Raw genomic sequence first — 21,810 nt, forward strand, 5'->3', positions numbered from 1 at the left:
GGCGGCAGTTCCCCGTCATGCCCGGGCTTGTCCCGGGCATCCACGTCTCTCCTACGCGCGGATGCACGTGGATGGCCGGGACAAGCGCGGCCATGACGGATACGGAAAGCTTTGAGAACTACACCGCTTGCACGACCGCGGCGTGCGGCTTCGGCATCTTGCCGATCTCGAACAGCGCGGCGGACTTGCCTGTCAGCGCCGCCAGCACGAGGCCGGACATGTGCGCCAGCCGCTCGTCCTTGGCCTTCTTGTCCAGGAGATCGCGGCCGAAGATCACGCTGAGCGTTGCCGAATTGGAGAGATAGAAGAAGCTGAGCGCTGCGATCGAGATGTAGAGCTGCACGGGGTCGACCGCGACCTGGAAGTCGCCGCTGTCGACGCCGCGGCGCACCACGGTGCGGATCATCTCGACGAAGGGCGAGTGCATCGACTTGACCTTGGTCGATTTCTTCAGGTGCTTGGCGCGCGCGAGGTTCTCGGTCTGCAGCAGCGACAGGAATTCGGGATTGCGCAGGAAGTAGTTCCAGGTGAACTCGATCAGGCGGCGGATCGCCTCGGGCGGATCGAGATGTTCGAGGTCGAGCCCCCGCTCCTCGCTGCGGATCTTGTCATAGGCGCCTTCGAGCACCGCGAGATAGAGCTCGTCCTTGTTGCCGACGTGATAGTACAGCATGCGCTTGTTGGCGCCGGCCTTGGCGGCGATGCGGTCGACGCGCGCGCCGGCAAGGCCATGGGCGGAAAACTCCTGCTTGGCGGCTTCGAGAATGCGCAGCCGCATCCCCTCGGGGTCACGCTGCCATTTCAGAGTTCGCTTTGCCTTCGCCAAACCGGGTGCTCGCTGGGTGCCGACAAGACGCGTGTAGCACGCGAGCGTGAGTTTGAGAATGTTCGTCATTCCGGGGCGCGCCTCTTGGCGCGAGCCCGGAATCCATTGGGCGGCAGAGTCAGCCGCGAAATGGATTTCCGGGTTCGATGCTACGCATCGCCCCGGAATGACAGAATCACTCCACCGGCTTCGGCGAACGCTCCAGCAGCACGGTCTGGATTCCGCAGGTGCCGTTGCGCACGGTCATGATGCGCGTCCCCGGCTTGCGGCCGGTGCGCACCTCGCTGACGTCGAGTCCGCTCGCGATCAGGCGGGCGCGGGTGGCGTCGATGTCGCCGACCCGCCAGCTCAGGCCCCAGAGCCGGTCATGCGCGGCATCGCCGCCCGCGACCGGGCGGCGCACCACCTCGACGATGAGGTCGCCGCAGCGGAAGAACATCAACTGGCCCCAGTCCTGGTGCGAGCGGTCGAGCGCGAGATCAAGACCGAGCCGGGCGCCGTAGAGCGCGGCGGCGCGCTCGGAATCCTCCGTGGTGACGACGACGTGGTCGAGTCCCTCGATCGGCGCGATGTCGGTCGCGGCCGATTTCGGACGCTCGTCGGCCAGCTCCAGGAAGAACATGCGCACGCCGCGTGTCAGCTCCGTCGCGGCCCGCGTGCGCTTCCAGTGCAGCACGGCGTCGGTGGCGGCGTGGCTGCTTTCGACCTCGGCGACCGTATCAGGCCTCAGGGCCACCCGCTCCAGCCGCCGGTGCATCTTGCCGATGTCGGCGACACGAAAGCACAGGCTGGCGAGGATGCCTTCCTGGTCGCCGAGCAGTGCGCGCATACGGTCGGCGGTGACGCTGAAGCCGTGAGGGGCCATCAGCTCGATGGTCATGTTGTCGAGGGTGAACAGCACCCGGTCGGCGCCCTCGCCCGAGTTCTGCCAGGCCGGCGCGCGGGCGAGCAGCGTCTGATAGGCCGCCTTGGCCGCGCCGATATCGCCTACGAGAACGACGATGTGATCGAGGCCGGTGATCATTCTGCACCCTTTTTGTGGACCGGGAACCCCGGGAGCGAAAGACGGCGTTTGTCCGGGCTTGGCATGGGCCAGTGATGGTCGTATTCCCGGACCATGCTGACCTCAAGCGCTTCGGACGGCAGTTTTGCGAATAATTTCAGCGTCCCTCCGGAGCGGAACCGGTGCTAGAGTAATCTCGCCGGCCGGGACCACAAGCGCATCACGGACAAGCAATGCAGGCTCTCTTCATCGGACAGACCTATATCGACGTCGTCTTCATCACCGACCACATGCCGACCGGCGACGAGAAGCACGTGGCGCGTGACTACGCGGTCTCCTTCGGCGGCAATGCGGTGACGGCGGCGTTCTGCTGCGCCAAGCTCGGCATCGTGCCGGACCTGATCGCGACCGCAGCCAATGACTGGCTGGGGCGCATGTTCCAGGACATGTGCGCGAAGTACGGCATCTCGCTGCATGGGCGCAAGGTCAACCAGTCCTCGCTCTCCTTCATCATGCCCAAGGACGGCAAGCGCGCCATCGTCCGCTGCCGCGACGACGAGCACATCCACCCCTTTCCGATGCTCAATCTCGGCGGCTGCCGCGCGCTGCATGTCGACGGCCACCAGCCGGATGCCGCCATCCACTACGCCAAGGTGTGCCGCGAGGCCGGCATCCTGACCTCGCTCGACGGCGGCGGCCTGCGCACCAACACCCATGAGCTGCTCGAATTCATCGACGTCGCCATCGTCGCCGAGCGCCTGTGCGAGCAGATGGATCTGACGCCGGAGAAGATGCTCGACTACCTCAAGAGCCGCGGCTGCAAGATCGGCGGCGTCACCATGGGCGAGAAGGGCCTGTTCTGGTACGACGAAACCGGGACGGTGCAGGTGATGCCGGCGATGCCGATCCCGCGCGAGCGCGTGATCGACACCAACGGCGCCGGCGACGTCTTCCACGGCGCCTATGTCTATTCCTACCTCGCCCATCCCGGCAAAAGCTGGCGCGAGCATTTCGACTTCGCCCGCGCCGCCTCGACCTTCAAGATCCAGCGCCTCGGCAACGAGGCAGGCTTGCCGACGCTGGTCGATATCGCCAAGGTCAGGCACGAGTTCGAGGTCAGGGTCTAGACAAAGATGGGGCGCGTCTTCGTCGCCGGCAGCATCAACATGGATGTGGTGGCGACGGCCGATCGCCATCCCCGCATCGGCGAGACCGTCGCCGGCCGCCAGGTGCTGTATTTTCCGGGCGGCAAAGGCGCGAACCAGGCGGTCGCGGCCTCACGGCTCGGCTCGCAGACCACGCTGATCGGCCGGCTGGGCAGGGATTCGTTCGGCACTGAACTGAAGGCCTTTCTCGGCGAGCAGGGCATCGACCTCGGCTACGTCGTCGAAACGGCCGAGGCGCACACCGGGACGGCCATCATCACGGTGGCCGAGGCCGACAACACCATCGTCGTCGTTCCCGGAGCCAACGGGCTGGTCGGCGCTGATGATGTCAGCGTCGTACCGCTGCTGAAGGGTGACGTCGCCGTCAGCCAGTTCGAGATTCCGCTGCCGACCATCGCCACGTTCTTCCGCCGCGCCCGCGCGGCGGGGGCGGTGACCGTGCTGAACCCGGCGCCGGCGCAGAAGATGCCGGGCGAGTTGCTGGCGCTGGTCGACATCCTCGTGCTGAACGAGACCGAGCTCGGCTTCCTCGCCGGCGTGGAGCTCTCAGAGAGCGACGCGGCCGCCCGCATCATCGATGTCGCGCGACAACTTCAGGCGCGCGCGGACCAGACCATCTGTGTCACGCTCGGCAAGCGCGGCGTGCTCGCGCTGGCCGCACGCGAGGAGATTGCGGTGGCGGGCCGTGTGGTGAAGGCGGTCGACACGACGGGCGCCGGCGACTGTTTTGTCGGTGCGCTCGCCGCGCAACTCGCTGATGGTGCGCCCCTTCCCGCCGCCCTCGCCTTCGCCAACGCCGCCGCCTCGATCAGCGTGCAGCGGATGGGCGCCGGGCCGTCGATGCCGACGGCGGCGGACGTGGCGGCGGTTTTATAGGCGCTGGCTTTCTTCACCTCTCCCCGCTTGCGGGGAGAGGTCGGATTGCATCGCAGATGCAATCCGGGTGAGGGGGTACAGGTCTCGCGATCATTTCATCCTGCGGATAGAGCCCCTCACCCCGACCCTCTCCCCGTAAGAACGGGGGAGAAGAACTTCATGCCAGCGCGCTCTTGAGGTCGAAGCTCTCGTCGGCGGCCTGCTCCGGCGTGATCGAGCGGTCCATGCTCTGCAATCTACGACCGAACATGTGGTCGCCGGCGCGGTTGATCGATTCGATGCCGAGCAGCTTGTCGCCGTGATAGCAGAACGCCGAGAACGCCTTCCTGGCGGGATCGCCGCGCAGCACGACACGGTCGTAGCCGGTCGTCAGCCCCGCGATCTGAAGCTTGTCCTCGCCCTGGTCGCTCCAGAACCAGGGATGGCTGTCATACGGCTTCTTGTCCCCGGTCAGCTTTGCCGCGAGGCAGCGGGCCTGATCGGTGGCGTTCTGCACCGATTCCAGCCGCAGCGATCCGCCGAAGCGCGGGCTTGCGAACAGCGCGCAATCGCCGATGGCGGAAATGTCGGGATCGGCTGTCGACAGATATTCATCGACGATGATGCCGGCGGCGACCGGCAGCCCTGCCTCGGCCGCGAGTTCGATGTTCGGCAGCACGCCGACGCCGACCACGACGAGGTCGGCCGGCAGATGCCGCCCGTCGCTCAAGGACACGCCGGTGACCTTGCCGCCCTCGGCCTCGATCGAGGTCGCCTGCACGCCGAGATGGATGCGGATGCCGGCCTCGCGGTGGCGGTCCTGAAAATACTCCGAGACCTCCGCCGTCACCGCCCGCGCCATCACGCGCGGGGCGAGCTCGAGCACGTCGACCTCGAGGCCCTTGATGCGGGCGGTCGCGGCGAATTCGAGGCCGATGAAGCCGGCGCCGATGATCACGGCGCGTTTCTTCGACGGCATGATCGCGCGCAGCGCCTCGCTGTCGTTGAGGATACGCAAATATTTCACCTCAGGCAGATTGGCATTGGGCAGATCGAGCAGGCGATTGCGCGCGCCGGTCGCCAGCACGAGGTGCCAATAGTCCAGCGTCTCGCCCGAGGCGAGATGCACCTTGCGCGCGGCGCGGTCGATCGAGGCGGCGCGGCCCGCGATCAGCTCGATGCTCTGGTCATGGTAAAACTTCTCAGGCCGGAACATCAGGCTCTCCGGCCCCGCGGAGCCCTTGATGTAGGCCTTCGACAGCGGCGGCCGCTGATAGGGCAGATGCGGCTCGTCATTGATCAGGCAGATGCGCTCGGCAAAGCCGGCCTGGCGCAGCGATGCCGCGACCTGGTAGCCGCCATGGCCGGCACCGACAATGATCACAGGGCCGCTCATCGGACAGCCCATTTCCGGAAGACACGAGCGTGACCCATGCCGCCTCCTCTCTCGCTGATTTGCTTGCTGGCCTTGCGAGGAGCCGGCGCTCGTGTCCGTCCCTTGGCGAAAGCGGCTCCATTTGAGCCTATCGTTCCGCCCGGCGCAAGAGCGGCGGTTCGGGGATTGTCACCCCTGCCCTTCTGCGATTTAGTTCGAGCCTCGACCTCCTGCCGGAGAATTTAAGATGACCGCTCCCGTCTCAAAGCCCAACGATCCCGCCCTGCTCAAGGTCGACGGCCCGATCGCGACCATCACGCTGAACCGCCCTGCCGCGTTCAATGCGATCGACCTTACGATCGCGCAGAAGCTCGAGCAGCTCGCGGCCTATCTCGAAGGCGCCGACGACATCCGCGTCGTCGTGCTCGAAGGTGAAGGCCGCGCGTTCTGCGCCGGCGGCGATCTGCAAACGATCGGCGCCGCCGCCGAAGCCGGCACGGTGACGCCAGTGGTCGGCGAGCTTTTGAAACACTATCACGCCTTCATCGAGATCATCAGGCGCATGCCGAAGATCTCGCTGTCGAGCGTGCACGGCTCGGCGGCCGGCGCCGGCATGGGCCTCGCCTTCGTCACCGATCTCTGCATCGCCGCTGACGATGCCAAGTTCACGCCGGCCTATGCCAAGATCGGGGTGTCGCCGGACGGCGGCTCGACGGTCGGCATCGTCGGCACGGTCGGCTCCCGCCGGGCGCTGCAGATCTTTCTCGCCGAGGATAATTTTACCGCGCAGCAGGCCTATGAATGGGGCTTGGTTGCCAAGACCGTCCCCGCGGCCGAGTTGAAGACCGCGACGCGAAAACTTGCCGAGCGTCTCGCGCAGAACCCGCCGGCTTCAATCGCCGGCACCAAGCAGCTGGTCTATCAAGCGGCGACCACGCCGGTGAAGCAGCAGCTCGATGCCGAGGAGCACAAGATCATCATGGCAATGAACACGGAAGCGTTCCGCACCGCCGTGAAGAAGTTCACGAGCAAGGGGAAGTAGCGAGGCGGTGGCTCAGCCCTTCGCGGGGCCCGTTCTCTGCATGAAGTCGAAATCGCAGCCCTCGTCGGCCTGCAGGATGGTCTCGTTGAACAGCCAGGCGTAGCCGCGCCGCGCCTCTTCCGGCGCGGCCACCGGCTTCAACGCAGCGCGGCGCCGCTCCAGCTCGGCGGCGTCAACCAAGAGCTCGATGCTGCGCTTGGCCACATCAAGGCGGATCATGTCGCCGTTCTCAACCAGCGCCAGCGGCCCGCCGACGGCGGATTCCGGGGTGATGTGCAGCACGATGGTGCCGAACGCGGTGCCGCTCATGCGCGCATCCGAGATGCGCACCATGTCCTTGATGCCGCCGCGCGCGAGCTTCTTCGGGATCGGCAGATAACCGGCTTCCGGCATGCCCGGCGCGCCCTTCGGGCCGGCGTTGCGCAGCACCAGCACGTCGTCGGCGTTGACGTGGAGATCGGGATCGTCGACCCGCAAGGTCATGTCCTCGACGGATTCGAACACGACGGCGCGCCCGGTGTGCTGCAGCAGCTTCGGGCTGGCGGCGGATTGCTTGATGACCGCGCCGCGCGGGGCGAGATTGCCGTGCAGGATGGCGAGGCCGCCCTCCTTCTTGATCGGATTATCACGCGGACGAATCGCATCCTGGCCCGGCACGTCCTCCGCATTCGCCGCGATCTCCCGCAACGTCTGGCCGCTGATGGTCTTGGCATCGAGGTCGACGAGATCGCCGAGCTGCGCCAGCAGCTTCGGCACGCCACCAGCGTGGTGGAAGTGCTCCATATAATGCTCGCCGGACGGCTTGAGATCGACCAGCACCGGCACCTCGCGACCGATCTGGTCGAACGCTGCGAGATCGAGCCGGTGCGGCGAGCGATGCGCCATCGCGGTCAGATGGATCAGGCCGTTGGTCGAGCCGCCGATCGCCTGCAGCACGACTTGCGCGTTCTTGAACGAGGCCGGCGTCAACACGTCGCTCGGCTTCGGGCCCTTGGCCTTGGCCATCTCCGCGGCAACCTTGCCGCTGGCCTCGGCGAGACGGAAACGCTCGGCATGCGGCGCGGGAATCGTCGCGCTCATCGGCAGCGACAGGCCCATCGCCTCGATCATGCAGGCCATGGTCGAGGCCGTGCCCATCACCATGCAGGTGCCGACCGATGGCGCCAGCCGGCCGTTCACCGCCTCGATCTCGGCATCGTCCATGTCGCCGGCGCGATATTTCGCCCAGAGGCGGCGGCAATCGGTGCAGGCCCCCAGCACCTCGCCCTTGTGATGACCGACCACCATCGGCCCGACGGGGATGACCACGGTCGGCAGGTCGGCGCTGATCGCGGCCATCACCTGCGCCGGCAGCGTCTTGTCGCAGCCGCCGATCACGATCACCGCATCCATCGGCTGGGCGCGGATCATCTCCTCGGTGTCCATCGCCATCAGATTGCGCAGGTACATCGAGGTCGGATGCGCGAAGCTCTCCGCGATCGAGATGGTCGGGAACACGAACGGCATCGCGCCCGACAGCATCACACCGCGCTTGGCGGCTTCGATGATCTGCGGGACGTTGCCGTGGCAGGGATTGTAGTCGCTATAGGTGTTGGTGATGCCGACGATCGGGCGCTCCAGCGCGTCGTCGGAATAGCCCATGGCTTTGATGAACGCCTTGCGCAGGAACAGCGAGAAGCCGGCATCGCCATAGCTCGTCAGACCCTTGCGCAAGCCACTCGTCATCAGGGCGCTCCCTTCAGCTTTTGTCGTGGTGGTAAGGCCAGCGCCCTGATTGTCAATAACTCGACTTGCAGGCCTGACGCTTGGTTTCTGGCACTCCTGAGCACCGCGCGGCATTGCCGCACGGGACGGCGCCGAACGCGCAGGGAATCTCCCGTTTCCAGCCTCTCCAGCGTGGATCGGACCCGACCCGCCGCCCAGCCGAAGTGAATTCCATTGAACGCAACTAAGAATGATTAGCAAGTAGTTGCACGGCCGGCCATTCTGTGGAATTGTTCTTGCGAATGACTTGCAATCGCAGGGGCTTCGCGTGAACCAAGCTCCTTGCGTCGATCAGTGTCCTTGGTTCGCGCGGGTTGGTGGATGTCGTGCTGAGAAAGTTGAGCTTGCGGGGCGCAATAACGGCCGCAATTGTCGTCGCCGGTCATCTGGCGAGTTGCGTCTCCGCCTCTGCCGACGACGGTCCACGCGGCCTCGCCTATGCCTGGCCCGGCTCAGAACCGGCCCCCGGCGTCAGCAAGCTGACGGGAGGTTTGCCGTCGGCTCATTCGGAAATCGACACCGAGCACATCTTCGGTTTCAGCATGGGCTCCGACATCGGCAAGCCCGGCGAAATGGAGATCGAGTTCGAGAATGTCGGCGCATTCGGCAAGCGCTCCGGCACTTACGCAGCCTGGGCCAATCTCAATCAGGTCAAATACACGGTCTCGGACAACTTCCGGATCGCGCCAGGATTTGCACTGACCGGACATCACATCAATGGCGTTCCGGGACTTGCCGATCATCGCGACCTCGCTTTCGGCGGGGTGGCGCTCGAACTGCGCTACAAGCTGCTCGATCGTGCCGTCGCGCCCTTTGGGCTGACTCTCCATGCGCAGCCCGGCTGGAGCCGGATCGACGACGGCAGCGGCATGCACATCGCGCAATATGGCGCAGAATTTGCCGCCCTGTTCGATCGCGAGCTGGTCAAGGACAGGCTGTTCGCCGCCTTCAACGTCTGGTACGGGACCGGCGGAACCCGCGAGACCCTAACCAATCTTTGGCGACACGATTCCGAGATGCAGCTCCAGGCCGCGATCTCGTACGCAGTGCATCCCGACCTCGTGCTCGGCCTCGGCGTACGCTACGCGCGGGCCTATGACGGCGGCGGCCTCGACCGCTTTTTGGGAGACGCAGTCTTTGCTGGCCCAACCTTCTCCTACAACATCTCGAAGGAGGTCGGCATCTCCGGCACCTGGCAGATGCAGGTTGCCGGCCAGGCGATCGGCGACGTTCGCAGCCTCAACCTCGATCAGCTCGAGCGGCACCAGGCGCTGTTGCGGCTCAACCTGCATTTCTGATGTGCGGGCCCGCAGTTACGCCCGCGGCCTCCGCGGCGCAACGTTGCCGGGACTGTCGGCCAAGCGCGCCCTCAGGCGCGGCCCTGCGAAGTCGAGAAACGCTCGCAGCTTCGCCGGCATGAAGCGGTTGGGCGAGTAGACGAAGCTGACCGGCTGCGGCGGCGGTTGAAAGTCCTGCAGGACCGCAACGAGCTCTCCAGACCTCAGCGCATCCGACGCCAGATAGGAGAACACGACGGTGATCCCGATGCCTGCGCGCGCGGCATCGATGGCCGATTCCAGATTGCTTGCAATGAAGCGCGACCGCACCGGCACTGCATACTCGGTCTGCCCTCGTTTGAATCTCCACGTGCCCGGCGATTGAAGCGGAGGATAGCTGATGCAGTCGTGGGCGGAGACATCATCGGGAGCCTTCGGCGTTCCCCGCAGCTTCAGATAGGACGGGCTGGCGCAGGCGACGCGGTGAATTTCCCCCACGCGCACGGCGATCAGGCCGCTGTCGGCGAGATCGCCGACGCGAAGCGCGACGTCAATGTTCTCGTCCAGAAGGTTAAGCGTCCGGTCCTGCAAGATGAGCTGAACATCCACCTCCGGAAATGCCGCAAGAAACTCGGCAAGGATCGGCTGCAAGCATAGCCGACCGAGCGCGACCAGCGTCGTGATGCTGAGATCGCCACGCGGCGTGGTGTATTCGCCGGAGGCAACGCGCTCGGCTTCGGTGAGGTCGGCGAGAATTCGCTTGGCCGCGGCGATGTAGGAGCGACCGGCGTCCGTTGGGACGAGCGCGCGGCTCGAGCGATGAAACAGCTTGGTCTGGAGGTGCTCCTCGAGCTCCGAAACCTTCCGGCTCACCGTTGCCAACGGCATTTTTTGACGGCGCGCGGCGGCAGACAGGCTGCCCGCCTCCGCCACCGCCAGGACCACCGACATGCTTTCGAGACGATCCATGGGACACTTCCATATTCTGGAAGGAAAGATCCCGATTTTGCCAGATACCCACCATTTCCGGAAGTGCCTATTCCTCTCCGCACCCAATCCGAAGGAGAGACGAAAATGACCCAGACCAGAACAGGCACTGCCCTCATCACCGGAGCTTCGACCGGAATCGGCGCGATCTACGCCGATCGCCTGGCGAAGCGCGGCCACGACCTCATCCTCGTTGCGCGCAACAGGCAGCGGCTCGCATCGCTCGCGCGCAGGCTCGGCAACGAAACTGGCCGCAAGGTGGAAACGGTGGAAGCCGATCTCACATCCCCTGCCGACCTCCGCCGCGTCGAGCAACTCATCAGAACCAACGGCGACATTTCGGTGCTGGTCAACAACGCCGGCGTCGGCGCCTCGGCCCCGCTGATCGATTCCGACATCGACAAGATGGAAGACATGATCCGTCTCAACGTCGGTGCACTGACGCGCCTGACCTACGCAGCGGTGCCCGGATTCATCGCCCGCGGCCACGGCACGATCATCAACATCGCTTCCATCGTCGCGATCGCGCCGGAGCTGCTCAACGGCGTCTACGGCGGCTCGAAAGCTTTCGTGCTCGCATTCACCCAGTCACTCGTTCACGAGCTCGCCGGGAAGGGCATCCGCATTCAGGCCGTGCTGCCGGGCGCCACTGCGACGGAGTTTTGGGACATCGCGGGCACGCCGGTTCACCAGCTTCCGGCAGAGATCGTCATGTCGGCCGACGACCTGGTCGACGCCGCCCTCGCCGGTCTCGACCTCGGCGAAGTCGTGACGATCCCGGCGCTGGCCGACAAGTCGGAGTGGGATCGCCACGAGAGCGCGCGGCTTGCCATGACGAACAAGCTCTCGAGCACTATTCCCGCCCCTCGCTACAACCTGCACACGCACGTGAATGCGTGAGCGAACAACCGGCATCAAACGGAGATCACCATGTCACGCATCATCAGCCAATCGTCCACCTTATCCATCGCCCTGCGCCGCACGATCAGTTGGCGCGAACGTTCTGAACGCCTGCTCGCTTACGCCGAACCGATCAGCCGGATCGGTCTCTACGCCTCGCTCGCAATCATCTACGCCTGGTTCGGCGGGATGAAATTCACCGACTACGAAGCACAGGGACTGGTGCCCCTGGTCGAGAACAGTCCGCTGCTGCGATGGTTCTACACGCTGTTCTCGGTGCGCGGCTTCTCGACCTTTCTCGGCTTCGTCGAACTCAGCATCGGGCTCCTGATCGCGCTCCGCCTGTCCAGCCCGATCTACTCCGCGGCCGGCGGCCTGTTGTCGGCCGGGCTGTTCGTCACCACGCTGAGCTTCATGATCTCGACGCCCGGCGTCGTCGTGCCGGAGCTCGGGGTCCCCGCGATCACGGTCGCTCCGGGTCAGTTCCTGCTGAAGGACGTCGGCCTGCTCGCCGCTTCCTTCTGGGTGTTCACGGACTCGCTGAAGGCTGTCATCCGCAGGTGAGAGCTCACACCACAGCGCAATAACCGAAATCGAAAAAGAGTCCCGCCCTGAAAATACGATTCAACCTCGGCGGGGCTCACGCTGCTCACAATGTTCGTCGTGACAGCAGCGAGAAGGATCTGACCACCGCCGTCCAGCAGAATCATCGTCAAGGAGAGAAACATGAGTAAGCGTCTCGACTATAACCAGATCGCCCCGGCAGGGATCAAGGCGCTCGGCGGCGTCTACGGCTACGTCCTGCAGAGCCGGCTTTCCGCCACGCTGATCGAGCTGGTTTATCTGCGGATCTCTCAGATCAACAATTGCGCCTACTGCCTGGACATGCACACCCGCGACCTGCTCAACAAGGGAGAAAAGGTCGAGAAGATCGCGCTGCTGCAGGCATGGCGCGAGGCCGGCAATCTGTTCGACGAACGCGAACGAGCCGCCCTTGCCTGGGCGGAGACGGTGACACGGGTTGCCGAGACCGGCGTGCCCGACGAGGCATACCAGGCCGCACGCGCTGTGTTCGAAGAACGTGAGCTCGTGGACCTCACGATCGCGATCAGCCTGATGAACGCCTACAACCGCATGGCCATCAGCTTTCGCGCAATGCCGGCGGCTGCCGCCGGCTGATGCGCTCACCGACAACATCCTGCACAATCCGAAAGGACATTCACATGACGAAACGTGGAACCGTGGTTGCGGCGGCGCTGATCGCCGCAATCAGCCTGGCTTCACTCTCGGCACGATCCGAAGAGCCACGACTGGGCGACATCAAGCGCACACATCTCATGAAGGAAGCGCTGAGTGCGCCCGGGCGCGAGGTCATCCAGGTTCGCGTCGACTTTCCTCCGGGCGTCGTTGCCGTCAGGCACAGTCACCCGGGCGAAGAGCTCGTCTATCTGATCGAAGGCGAGCTGGAATATCGGCTCGACGGCAGGCCGCCCGTCATCCTGAAAGCCGGGGACGTGCTGCTCATTCCTCACGGAGTGCATCACGCCGTGAAGAATGTCGGCAGCGGCAACGCCGCGGAGCTTGCGACCTACATTGTCGAGACCGGCAAGCCGCTGTTGACGCTCGGCCGGTGAACGATCTCTACCGCTTATTCCAGTCGATCACACGATCCGGATCAGCGTCGAACTCCATGCTGCAGAACGTGCCGCCCTGGAAATAATCGCCGACCGGATCCGGCTTCAGCTTGGCCTGCTCGGCCATGGCGTGGTCGCGGAACTCTTCGGCGCGGCCGGTGGGGCGATAGCCGAATTCGTAGGCGCGGTGGTTGTCCCACCAGGCGCGCTCGTTGAAGGAGGCGCCGTAGAAGATCTCGAAATGGATGTCGGGATGCTCGAGCCCGATGCGGCAGAGCTGCACGAGATCGTCCGGCTTGAGCCAGATCGAGAGCCGGCGCTTGTCGAGCGGCATGTCGCCGAAATTGCCGATGCGAAGGCAAGTCACCTTCATCCCGTGCTTGTCGGCGTAGAGCGCGCCGACGGCCTCGCCGAACACCTTGCTGACGCCATAGCGGCCGTCGGGGCGCGGGGTGACGTCGGTGCCGATCTTGTGATGGCGCGGATAGAAGCCGACGGCGTGGTTCGACGAGGCGAACACCACGCGCTTGACGCCCTTGCGGTAGGCGGCCTCGAACAGATTGTAGCCGCCGATGATGTTGGCCTGGAGGATCTGATCCCAGGTGCCTTCGACCGAATAGCCGCCGAAATGCAGGATGCCGTCGACGCCCTCACAGATCGCCTCGCATTGCGCGAGATCGGCAAGGTCCGCGGCCTTAAATTTTTCATCGGGGCCGAGATCAGCCGGTGGCTTGATATCGGACAGTAGGAGATCCGGGTAGATCGGCGGCAACAGCTTCCGCAGGCTCGTGCCGATTCCGCCCGAAGCTCCCGTCATCAAAATACGCGGCATGTCGTCCCTCGCCGTTGGTGACCGAATTTGCGATCACGTGTCTCTAATGATAGCAGGATTGTCCAGAGGGAACGAAACGAGAGAACCGGCATGAATGAGGCATCGTCCCACACGGAGGAACGGCCTGGTTGGCGGCCGGCGACCTATTATCCCGATCCCGCGATCAAAGCGCTCGATCCCCGCTTCGAAAAATACTGGCTGAAACTGTCGGCGGTGGAGCGGCTGGCGACCGGCCTGCGCTGGGCCGAGGGGCCGGTGTGGTTCGGCGACGGACGTTATCTGCTGTGCAGCGACATCCCGAACCAGCGCATCCTCAAGTGGGAGGAAGAGACCGGTGCGGTCAGCGTGTTCCGCAAGCCCTCGAATTTTGCCAACGGCAACACGCGAGACCGGCAGGGCCGGCTGATCACCTGCGAGCACGGCGGCCGGCGCGTGGTGCGCACCGAGTATGACGGCAGCATCACCGTGCTGATCGATCAATTCAACGGCAAGCGGTTGAACTCGCCGAACGATGTCGTCGTTAAATCGGACGGCTCGATCTGGTTCACCGACCCGACCTTCGGCCTGCTCGGCAATTACGAGGGCTACAAGGCCGAGCCCGAGATCGATCCGAACGTCTATCGACTCGATCCCGCGACCGGCAAGGCGACGATCGTCGCCGAGGGTGTGCTCGGGCCGAACGGGCTGTGCTTCTCGCCGGACGAGAAGATCCTCTATGTCGTGGAATCGCGGGGCGTTCCGAACCGAAAGATCCTCGCCTATGACGTCTCGCCCGAGGGCACCACGATCTCGAACAAGCGTATCCATATCGATGCCGGGCCGGGCACGCCCGACGGCATGCGCTGCGACATCGACGGCAATCTCTGGTGCGGCTGGGGCATGGGCGATCCCGAGCTCGACGGCGTCGTGGTGTTTGCGCCCGACGGCGTCCTGATCGGCCGCATCGCCCTGCCCGAGCGCTGCGCCAACGTCTGCTTCGGCGGCGTCAAGCGCAACCGCCTGTTCATGGCCGCGAGCCAGTCGATCTACGCGCTTTACGTGAACACGCAAGGTGCTGTGGGGGGATAGACGCGCCGCGAGCACGGTCTCGTAGGGTGGGCAAAGCGAAGCGTGCTCACCATCTCTCGTTCGTCGCGCGATGGTGGGCACGTCGCGCAAAGAGCGCGCCTTTGCCCACCCTACGAGATCTTTCCTCGGAATGCGAAACTCTCTGGCGCATTCCGGGGCGCGCCTGTTCGGCGCGAACCCGGAATCCATTGTGCGACGGAGTTTGTGGAGGAATGGATTCCGGGCTCGTCGCTTCGCGACGCCCCGGAATGACAGGACAGCGCTAAAAAACGCCGGAGGGGTTGCCCGCTCCGGCGCTTCGTTTGTTCAGACGGAAGAACTTACGCCGCGTTGAAGCCGGCGACCGCCTTCACTTCGAGGAAGTCCTCGAGGCCGAACTTGCCCCACTCGCGGCCGTTACCGGACTGCTTGTAGCCGCCGAACGGCGCGGTGCGGTCGTTGGGCACGCCCTGCAGGTTGACGTTGCCGGCGCGGATCTGGCGGCCGACGCGCTTGGCGTCCTCGACCGTCGCACCCGTGACGTAGCCGGCGAGGCCATACGGCGTATCGTTGGCGATCTTGACCGCGTCGGCCTCGTCCTTGGCGCCGATGATGGTCAGCACCGGCCCGAAGATCTCTTCGCGCGCGATCGTCATGTCAGGCGTGACGTCGGCGAAGATGGTCGGACGGACATAGAAGCCCTTGTTGACGCCTTCGGGCAGGCCAGGACCGCCGGCGACGAGCGTTGCGCCCTCGTCGATGCCCTTCTTGATCAGGCCCTGGATCTTGTCCCACTGGCCGCGATTGACGACCGGGCCGATGGTGGTGCCTTCGGCGCGGGGATCGCCCGCCTTGGTCTTGTCGGCGACGGCCTTCGCGATCGCGGCGACTTCCTTCATCTTCGACAGCGGCACGATCATGCGCGAGGGCGCGTTGCAGGACTGGCCGGAATTGTTGAACATGTGCATCACGCCGCCGGTCACCGCCTTCGTGAGGTCGGCGCCTTCGAGGATGACGTTCGGCGACTTGCCGCCGAGTTCCTGGCTGACGCGCTTCACCGTGGGCGCGGCGCGCTTCGCGACGTCGATGCCGGCGCGGGTCGAGCCGGTGAAGGAGATCATGTCGATGTCGGGGTGCTCGCTCATGGCGGCGCCGACCTCGGGGCCGAGGCCGTTGACGAGGTTGAACACGCCCTTGGGCACGCCGGCTTCATGGAGGATTTCCGCGAAGATCAGCGCCGAGGTCGGCGTGAACTCGCTGGGCTTCAGGATCATGGTGCAGCCGGCGGCGAGCGCGGGCGCGACTTTGCAGGCGATCTGGTTCAGCGGCCAGTTCCAGGGCGTGATCATGCCGACCACGCCGATCGGCTCGCGCAGCACCATGGCGGTGCCGACCGGCTCCTCGAAATGATAGTTCTTGAGCACGTCGAGCGTGGTCATGAGATGGCCGAGGCCGGCGCCGGCCTGCAGCTTCTCCGCCATCGGCAGCGGTGCGCCCATCTCGTCGGAGACGGCGGCGCCGATCTCCTTGAGGCGGCCCTTATAGACCTCGATGACCTTGCTGAGCAGCGCGACGCGCTCCTCGCGGCTGGTCTGGGAGAAGGTCGCGAAAGCGCGCTTGGCGGCGGCAACCGCCTTGTCGACGTCGGCCTTGGAGCCGAGCGCAACCTCGTACATCGCCTCTTCCGTCGCCGGATTGATCACGGCGGTGGACTTCTTGACGGCGGGGTCGACCCAGGCGCCGTCGATGTAGAATTGCATGCGATTGACCATCGTTAACCTCTTCTTGGGGGCTTGGAGGGGGCGTTTCGGCAGGCATCCTTGCACGAAAGCGCCGGCAATTGAACCCGCCATATGCGGGGCCAGCGTTGCGGCGAGCGGAGGTTATATGAGCCGATGGCGGGAACGAGGCAAGGTGGACGACGGCGTCATTCCGGGGCGCGCATTAGCGCGAACCCGGAATCTCCAGATTCTGGGTTCGATGCTTCGCGTCGCCCCGGAATGACGAGGCAGTTACCTCCGCTACACCGCCATCTTCCGATGCAGCACCGGCGCGCCGGTGGTGAGGCTTTCGGCCGCATCGATGATGGCGTTGGCGTCGATGCCATAGTGCCGATAAAGGTCCGCGATGCTGCCGGTCTGGCCGAACTGCTCGACACCGAGCGCCTCGGCGCGATGGCCACGGACGCTGCCGAGCCAGCCGAGCGCAGACGGATGGCCGTCAATCACGGTCACGATGCCGCAGTCGCGCGGCAGCGGCGCGAGCAGCTTTTCGATGTGGCTGAGATGCTGCACGCCGCGGCGGTCGCGCCGCAATTTCCGCGCGGCGGTCCACCCCGAATGCAGACGGTCGGCCGAAGTGATCGCGAGCAGGCCGACGTCACGGCGGCTCTCGCCGATGAAGCCGGTCGCCTCGATCGCTTCGGGCGCGACCGCGCCGGTATAGGCGATCACGACCTCGGCATTCGGGCCCGGCTTGCGCAGCCAATAGGCGCCGTCGGTGATGCCCTGTCGCAGCTCCGGTGTCATGATCCGCTGCGCCTGCTCGATGGCGCGTGTGGAGAGGCGCAAATAGACCGAACCGCCCTCGCCCGGTTCGCGCTGCATGTGCTCGAAGCCGAAAGCCATGATCACGGCGAGCTCGTCGACGAAGGCCGGCTCGAACGAGGCCAGGCCGTCCTGCGCCATGCCGATCAAGGGCGTTGCGATCGACTGATGCGCGCCGCCTTCGGGCGCGAGCGTGATGCCGGACGGCGTCGCCGCCACCATGAAGCGCGCGTCCTGGTAGCAGGCGTAGTTCAGCGCATCGAGGCCGCGCTCGATGAAAGGATCGTAGAGCGTGCCGACCGGCAAGAGCCGCTCGCCGTTGATCTGGTGCGACAGGCCGAGCGCCGAGAGCATGATGAACAGGTTCATCTCGGCGATGCCGAGCTCCAGATGCTGGCCCTTTGGCGAAGCGTCCCAATTGTAGGTCGAGGGAATTTTCTCGCTGCGGAACAAGTCCGCCTTCTCGGCCCGCGCGAACAGGCCGCGGCGGTTGACCCAGGGGCCGAGATTGGTGGAGACGGTGACGTCCGGCGAGGTCGTGACGATGCGCCTGGCGAGCTCGCTGTCGCTGCGCGCGATCTCGTTCAGCACGAGGCCAAAGCCCTGCTGGGTCGACATCTGCGGCGACGGCTTGAAGGCGAGCTGTTGCGGCACCTCGACGACGGGCGCCGTGAGCCGGCGGCCATCCTGATTGAACGGCACCCGCGCGAGGAAGGCCTCGAGCTCGGCCGCATCCTGCGGCAGCCCTTCGAACTTGTCCCATTCGTGGCCCGGCCGGATGTTCTGGCTGTCGCGATATTTCTCCATCTGCGCGACCGTCATCAGGCCGGCGTGATTGTCCTTGTGGCCCTGGAAAGGCAAGCCGACGCCCTTGATCGTGTAGGCGATGAAGCAGACGGGGCGGTCGTGGTCGATGGAATCGAACGCCTCCAGCACGCTCGCCATGTCGAGGCCGCCAAGGTTCGACATCAGCGCCAGCAGCTCCTCGTCGCTGCGCTTGTCGATCAGCTTTGTAATCGGGCCCTGGTCGCCGATCTCGTCATGGAGGTGTTTTCGGAAGGCCGCGCCGCCCTGGAAGCACAGCGCCGCGTAGAGCGCATTCGGGCAATTGTCGATCCACGTCTTCAGCGCCTCGCCGCCGGGCTCGGCGAAGGCCTCGCGCATCAGGCGGCCGTATTTCACGATGACGACGTCCCAGCCGAAATTGCGGAACATGGTCTCGAACTTTTCCCAAAGACCTTCGCGCACAACGGCATCGAGCGACTGCCTGTTATAGTCGACCACCCACCAGGTGTTGCGCAGGCCGTGCTTCCAGCCCTCCGCGAGCGCCTCGAAGATGTTGCCTTCGTCCATCTCGGCGTCGCCGACGAGCGCGATCATCCGCCCCTCGCGGCGATCCTTCATCCAGCCATGCGCCTTGACGTAATCCTGCACCAGCGAAGAGAACAGCGTCTGCGCGACGCCGAGGCCGACCGAGCCGGTGGAGAAGTCGACGTCGTCGACGTCCTTGGTGCGCGAGGGATAGGACTGCGCGCCCTTGAAGCCGCGAAAGTTCTCCAGCTTCTCGCGGCTCTGCCGGCCAAACAAATACTGGATGGCGTGGAACACCGGGCTCGCATGCGGCTTCACCGCGACGCGATCTTCCGGCCTCAGCACGTGGAAGTACAGCGCCGACATGATGGTGGCGAGCGAGGCGGACGAGGCCTGGTGGCCGCCGACCTTGAGGCCATCCGCATTGGAGCGGATGTGATTGGCGTGGTGGATGGTCCAGGACGACAGCCACAGCGCCTTGCGGCTGAGGGCGGTCAGGATGTCAAGACGGGCGGGGTCAACGGGCATGGCGATGCTCCGGGAAATATGCACCGATCATACGCCTGCGCGGTGCGTCAAACTTCTCAATTTTTCGCGCCATCCCCGCCGATATTGGGATACTTTACCAACGTAGCGGACAAAATGCAGGTTTCATCCCAATGCCCGAGCTCGACGCCATCGACCGCAAGATCCTCAGCCACCTTCAGAACGACAGCCGCCTGACCATGCAGGAGCTCGCCGACAAGGTCGGGCTCTCGGTCTCTCCCTGCCATCGCCGGGTCAAGCTCCTGGAGGAGCGCGGCGTCATCTCGCGCTATGTCGCGACCGTCGACCAGAAGGCGCTGGGACTGCATGTCAGCGTGTTCATCTCGATCAAGCTGGCACGGCAGAAGGAGGAGGATCTCAACCGCTTTGCCCGCGCCATCTCGAAATGGGACGAGGTGCTGGAATGCTATCTGATGACCGGGAACCGCGATTATCTGCTCCGCGTCGTCGCCGCCGACCTCGCCTCCTACGAGACGTTCCTGAAGACCAAGCTGACCCGGCTCGACGGCATTGCCTCGATCGAATCGAGCTTTGCGCTGAGCCAAGTGAAATATTCGATCGCGCTGCCGGTGTAACCAAGCGTCCGCCGGATTGCATGTTGTCACATGGGCGCAACAAACCCCGCCGATGGTCGTTGTGCTGGTATCCGAGCCGAGAGAAGAGCCCATGACCGCAGCCGATCGCAAATCCGAGATCTCCAAGCGCGAGCGCATCATCCAGGAAATGGCCGACGATCTCGACGAGGAACTCGAGATGGAGATGGATGATACCCGTCTCGACGAGCTCCTCGACGAGACCGGAACCCTGAGGCCGATGGTCGATCGCAGGCTCTATTTCCGGGAACTGCTTCGCCTCCAGGGCGAGTTGATCAAGCTCCAGGACTGGGTGCAGAGCGAGAGGAAGAAGGTCGTGGTGCTGTTCGAGGGCCGCGACGCCGCCGGCAAGGGCGGCGTGATCAAGCGCATCACGCAACGGCTCAATCCGCGTATCTGCCGCGTCGCGGCGCTCCCCGCGCCGAACGAGCGCGAGCGTACGCAATGGTATTTCCAGCGCTACGTCGCGCACCTGCCGGCCGGCGGCGAGATCGTGCTATTCGACCGAAGCTGGTACAACCGCGCCGGCGTCGAGCGCGTGATGGGCTTCTGCTCGGAGGCGGAGTACCAGGAGTTCTTCAAGACCGTGCCGGAATTCGAGCGCATGCTGATCCGATCCGGCATCATCCTGGTCAAGTACTGGTTTTCGATTACCGACGACGAGCAGCAATTCCGCTTCACCATGCGCATCAAGGATCCCCTGAAGCAGTGGAAGCTGAGCCCGATGGACGTCGAGTCCCGCAGTCGCTGGGAGGCGTACACCAAGGCCAAGGAGACGATGCTGGAGCACACGCATCTGCCGGATAGCCCGTGGTGGATCGTCGATGCCGTGGACAAGAAGCGCGCCCGGCTCAACTGCATCGCACACCTATTGACTCAGATCCCGTACCAGGAGGTCGTGCGGGCTCCGGTAACGCTGCCGCCGCGCGTGCGACATCCCGACTATCAGCGAGGCCCGGTCCCGCCAGAGATGTACGTGCCGGCGAAATACTGACACTCCTACCGCCACGGCTGCACGATGATCTTGGTGTGGGCTTCGGGGTTGGCGAGATCGGCAAAGGCCTTGGCGACGCCGTCGAGGCCGACTTCGGCGGTGACCATCGCGGCCGCGTCCACCTGCCCTTCGGCGATCAGGCGCAGCGACGCAGCAAACTCCTCCGGGGTGTAGCCGAGCACGTATTGGACGTTGAGCTCCTTCATGATGCCGAGCATGGGCTCGCTTCTGTCGCTCTCCATGCAGACGCCGACCACGACGATGCGCGCATCGCGCGGGGCACCCTCGAACACCTGTTGCAACAGGCCGGGCACGCCGACGCATTCGAAGATGATCGCGGGCTTTAGCGCGGGCAGCATGGCCTGGAACGGCGGCCGCGCCGCCTTCTCGGCCTCCGACATCTGCGCGTGCTCGGCCCAGGTCGCGTAAGGCTGCGACGTGCGGGGATCGACGACGATGTCGGCACCGAGTTTTGCGGCGAGCGCACGCCGCGCCGGCGAATAGTCGGCCGCGACGATCGGATGCAGCCGTTTGAGCTTCAGCGCGGCGATCACCGCGAGTCCGACCGGGCCGCAGCCGATCACGAGCGGCACCTCGCCGCCACGGATATTGGCTTTGGCGACGGCATGAACGCCGACGGCGAGCGGCTCGGTCAGCGCGGCATGCTCCGGCGCGAGGCCGTTGGGCACTTCGAGCAGCAGCGCTTCGCTCAGCAGCATCGCCTCGGCATAGCCACCGACATTGTCGTTGGAATAGCCGATCCCTTCGATGCCCTGCGGCGTCACCAGCGCGGGAAGCGAGCAGACCTGGGTTCCCGGCTTCAGCTTGCGCGATGTGCCGGGGCCGTAATCGACGATCTCGCAGCAGAACTCGTGGCCGAACACGACGTCGCGGCTGAGGTCCATCGGCTTGCGCCCGGTCTTCCGCGCCATCTCCACCATGCGATGGGCGTGCTGGCGCGCGTGCAGATCGGAGCCGCAGATGCCGCAGGCGAGCGTCTTGACCAGAACCTGACCTGGGCCCGGCGTCGGCTCGGCCATCCGGCCAACGACAATCTCACCGTTCCTGAAAATCGCGGCGCGCATCCGGCTCCTCCCCTTTGGAGCGAGTGA

The 21,810-nt window shown here is 65.0% G+C and carries 20 protein-coding genes; 11 read left to right on the forward strand and 9 right to left on the reverse strand.

What is annotated here, in order from left to right:
• Window positions 1-118: 118 nt before the first annotated feature.
• Window positions 119-826: a TetR family transcriptional regulator gene (locus tag ACTEK7_RS10060; RefSeq protein ID WP_193374958.1), complete on the reverse strand. Its 708-nt coding sequence runs from the start codon at window positions 824-826 to the stop codon at window positions 119-121.
• Between the two features lie 175 nt (window positions 827-1,001).
• Window positions 1,002-1,850: a VOC family protein gene (locus ACTEK7_RS10065; RefSeq protein WP_225146114.1), complete on the reverse strand. Its 849-nt coding sequence runs from the start codon at window positions 1,848-1,850 to the stop codon at window positions 1,002-1,004.
• 212 nt (window positions 1,851-2,062) lie between these two features.
• On the opposite strand from ACTEK7_RS10065, the gene ACTEK7_RS10070 reads away from it, so the two are divergent.
• Entirely contained in the window at window positions 2,063-2,956 is an 894-nt protein-coding gene (locus ACTEK7_RS10070; RefSeq protein WP_157281072.1) for a sugar kinase, read from the forward strand.
• A 6-nt stretch (window positions 2,957-2,962) separates the two neighbouring features.
• Window positions 2,963-3,871, forward strand: coding sequence for a ribokinase (locus ACTEK7_RS10075; protein WP_225146115.1), 909 nt, complete (start codon window positions 2,963-2,965; stop codon window positions 3,869-3,871).
• A 157-nt stretch (window positions 3,872-4,028) separates the two neighbouring features.
• Here the strand turns inward: ACTEK7_RS10075 and ACTEK7_RS10080 are convergent, their stop codons facing one another.
• On the reverse strand, window positions 4,029-5,246 hold the full coding sequence (locus tag ACTEK7_RS10080) for an NAD(P)/FAD-dependent oxidoreductase (protein ID WP_225146116.1): 1,218 nt from the start codon (window positions 5,244-5,246) through the stop codon (window positions 4,029-4,031).
• Window positions 5,247-5,472: 226 nt separating this feature from the next.
• On the opposite strand from ACTEK7_RS10080, the gene ACTEK7_RS10085 reads away from it, so the two are divergent.
• On the forward strand, window positions 5,473-6,267 hold the full coding sequence (locus ACTEK7_RS10085; protein ID WP_225146117.1) for an enoyl-CoA hydratase/isomerase family protein: 795 nt from the start codon (window positions 5,473-5,475) through the stop codon (window positions 6,265-6,267).
• A gap of 12 nt (window positions 6,268-6,279) precedes the next feature.
• Here ACTEK7_RS10085 and ACTEK7_RS10090 read toward each other — a convergent pair whose 3' ends face one another.
• Window positions 6,280-7,992, reverse strand: coding sequence for an IlvD/Edd family dehydratase (locus tag ACTEK7_RS10090; protein ID WP_225146118.1), 1,713 nt, complete (start codon window positions 7,990-7,992; stop codon window positions 6,280-6,282).
• Between the two features lie 365 nt (window positions 7,993-8,357).
• Between ACTEK7_RS10090 and ACTEK7_RS10095 the strand changes: the two genes are divergently transcribed.
• Window positions 8,358-9,329: a transporter gene (locus ACTEK7_RS10095; RefSeq protein WP_225146119.1), complete on the forward strand. Its 972-nt coding sequence runs from the start codon at window positions 8,358-8,360 to the stop codon at window positions 9,327-9,329.
• Window positions 9,330-9,344: 15 nt separating this feature from the next.
• Here the strand turns inward: ACTEK7_RS10095 and ACTEK7_RS10100 are convergent, their stop codons facing one another.
• Window positions 9,345-10,277: a LysR family transcriptional regulator gene (locus ACTEK7_RS10100; protein WP_109144533.1), complete on the reverse strand. Its 933-nt coding sequence runs from the start codon at window positions 10,275-10,277 to the stop codon at window positions 9,345-9,347.
• Between the two features lie 105 nt (window positions 10,278-10,382).
• Here ACTEK7_RS10100 and ACTEK7_RS10105 point away from each other — a divergent pair, with 105 nt between their 5' ends.
• The 4 genes from ACTEK7_RS10105 (at window position 10,383) to ACTEK7_RS10120 (ending at window position 12,829) form a co-directional block, all read left to right on the forward strand.
• Entirely contained in the window at window positions 10,383-11,195 is an 813-nt protein-coding gene (locus ACTEK7_RS10105; protein ID WP_036004628.1) for an SDR family NAD(P)-dependent oxidoreductase, read from the forward strand.
• A gap of 30 nt (window positions 11,196-11,225) precedes the next feature.
• Window positions 11,226-11,759 (forward strand): YkgB family protein, encoded by a 534-nt coding sequence (locus ACTEK7_RS10110; RefSeq protein WP_225146120.1) that lies wholly within the window; start codon window positions 11,226-11,228, stop codon window positions 11,757-11,759.
• A 162-nt stretch (window positions 11,760-11,921) separates the two neighbouring features.
• Complete coding sequence (locus ACTEK7_RS10115) at window positions 11,922-12,374, forward strand: carboxymuconolactone decarboxylase family protein (RefSeq protein ID WP_036025851.1); 453 nt, start codon at window positions 11,922-11,924, stop codon at window positions 12,372-12,374.
• Window positions 12,375-12,418: 44 nt separating this feature from the next.
• Window positions 12,419-12,829, forward strand: coding sequence for a cupin domain-containing protein (locus ACTEK7_RS10120; RefSeq protein WP_036025852.1), 411 nt, complete (start codon window positions 12,419-12,421; stop codon window positions 12,827-12,829).
• A gap of 7 nt (window positions 12,830-12,836) precedes the next feature.
• Here ACTEK7_RS10120 and ACTEK7_RS10125 read toward each other — a convergent pair whose 3' ends face one another.
• Window positions 12,837-13,661: an NAD-dependent epimerase/dehydratase family protein gene (locus tag ACTEK7_RS10125; protein WP_036025853.1), complete on the reverse strand. Its 825-nt coding sequence runs from the start codon at window positions 13,659-13,661 to the stop codon at window positions 12,837-12,839.
• Between the two features lie 90 nt (window positions 13,662-13,751).
• On the opposite strand from ACTEK7_RS10125, the gene ACTEK7_RS10130 reads away from it, so the two are divergent.
• Window positions 13,752-14,729, forward strand: coding sequence for an SMP-30/gluconolactonase/LRE family protein (locus ACTEK7_RS10130; RefSeq protein ID WP_036025854.1), 978 nt, complete (start codon window positions 13,752-13,754; stop codon window positions 14,727-14,729).
• Between the two features lie 320 nt (window positions 14,730-15,049).
• On the opposite strand, the gene ACTEK7_RS10135 is transcribed toward ACTEK7_RS10130, so the two are convergent.
• Together ACTEK7_RS10135 and ACTEK7_RS10140 are read right to left on the reverse strand one after the other, a co-directional pair.
• Window positions 15,050-16,480, reverse strand: a complete 1,431-nt coding sequence (locus ACTEK7_RS10135; RefSeq protein ID WP_036025855.1) for an aldehyde dehydrogenase family protein — start codon at window positions 16,478-16,480, stop codon at window positions 15,050-15,052.
• 249 nt (window positions 16,481-16,729) lie between these two features.
• Complete coding sequence (locus ACTEK7_RS10140) at window positions 16,730-19,093, reverse strand: transketolase (RefSeq protein ID WP_036025856.1); 2,364 nt, start codon at window positions 19,091-19,093, stop codon at window positions 16,730-16,732.
• 131 nt (window positions 19,094-19,224) lie between these two features.
• Here ACTEK7_RS10140 and ACTEK7_RS10145 point away from each other — a divergent pair, with 131 nt between their 5' ends.
• Window positions 19,225-19,686: an Lrp/AsnC family transcriptional regulator gene (locus tag ACTEK7_RS10145; RefSeq protein WP_027571162.1), complete on the forward strand. Its 462-nt coding sequence runs from the start codon at window positions 19,225-19,227 to the stop codon at window positions 19,684-19,686.
• 91 nt (window positions 19,687-19,777) lie between these two features.
• The gene (ppk2, locus tag ACTEK7_RS10150) at window positions 19,778-20,698 is read left to right on the forward strand and encodes a polyphosphate kinase 2 (RefSeq protein ID WP_036025906.1); all 921 of its coding nucleotides are present in this window, start codon (window positions 19,778-19,780) and stop codon (window positions 20,696-20,698) included.
• Window positions 20,699-20,703: 5 nt separating this feature from the next.
• Here the strand turns inward: ppk2 and ACTEK7_RS10155 are convergent, their stop codons facing one another.
• Complete coding sequence (locus tag ACTEK7_RS10155) at window positions 20,704-21,783, reverse strand: zinc-binding dehydrogenase (RefSeq protein ID WP_036025860.1); 1,080 nt, start codon at window positions 21,781-21,783, stop codon at window positions 20,704-20,706.
• Window positions 21,784-21,810: the final 27 nt, after the last annotated feature.

This window comes from Bradyrhizobium sp. JHI2711, assembly GCF_056156565.1.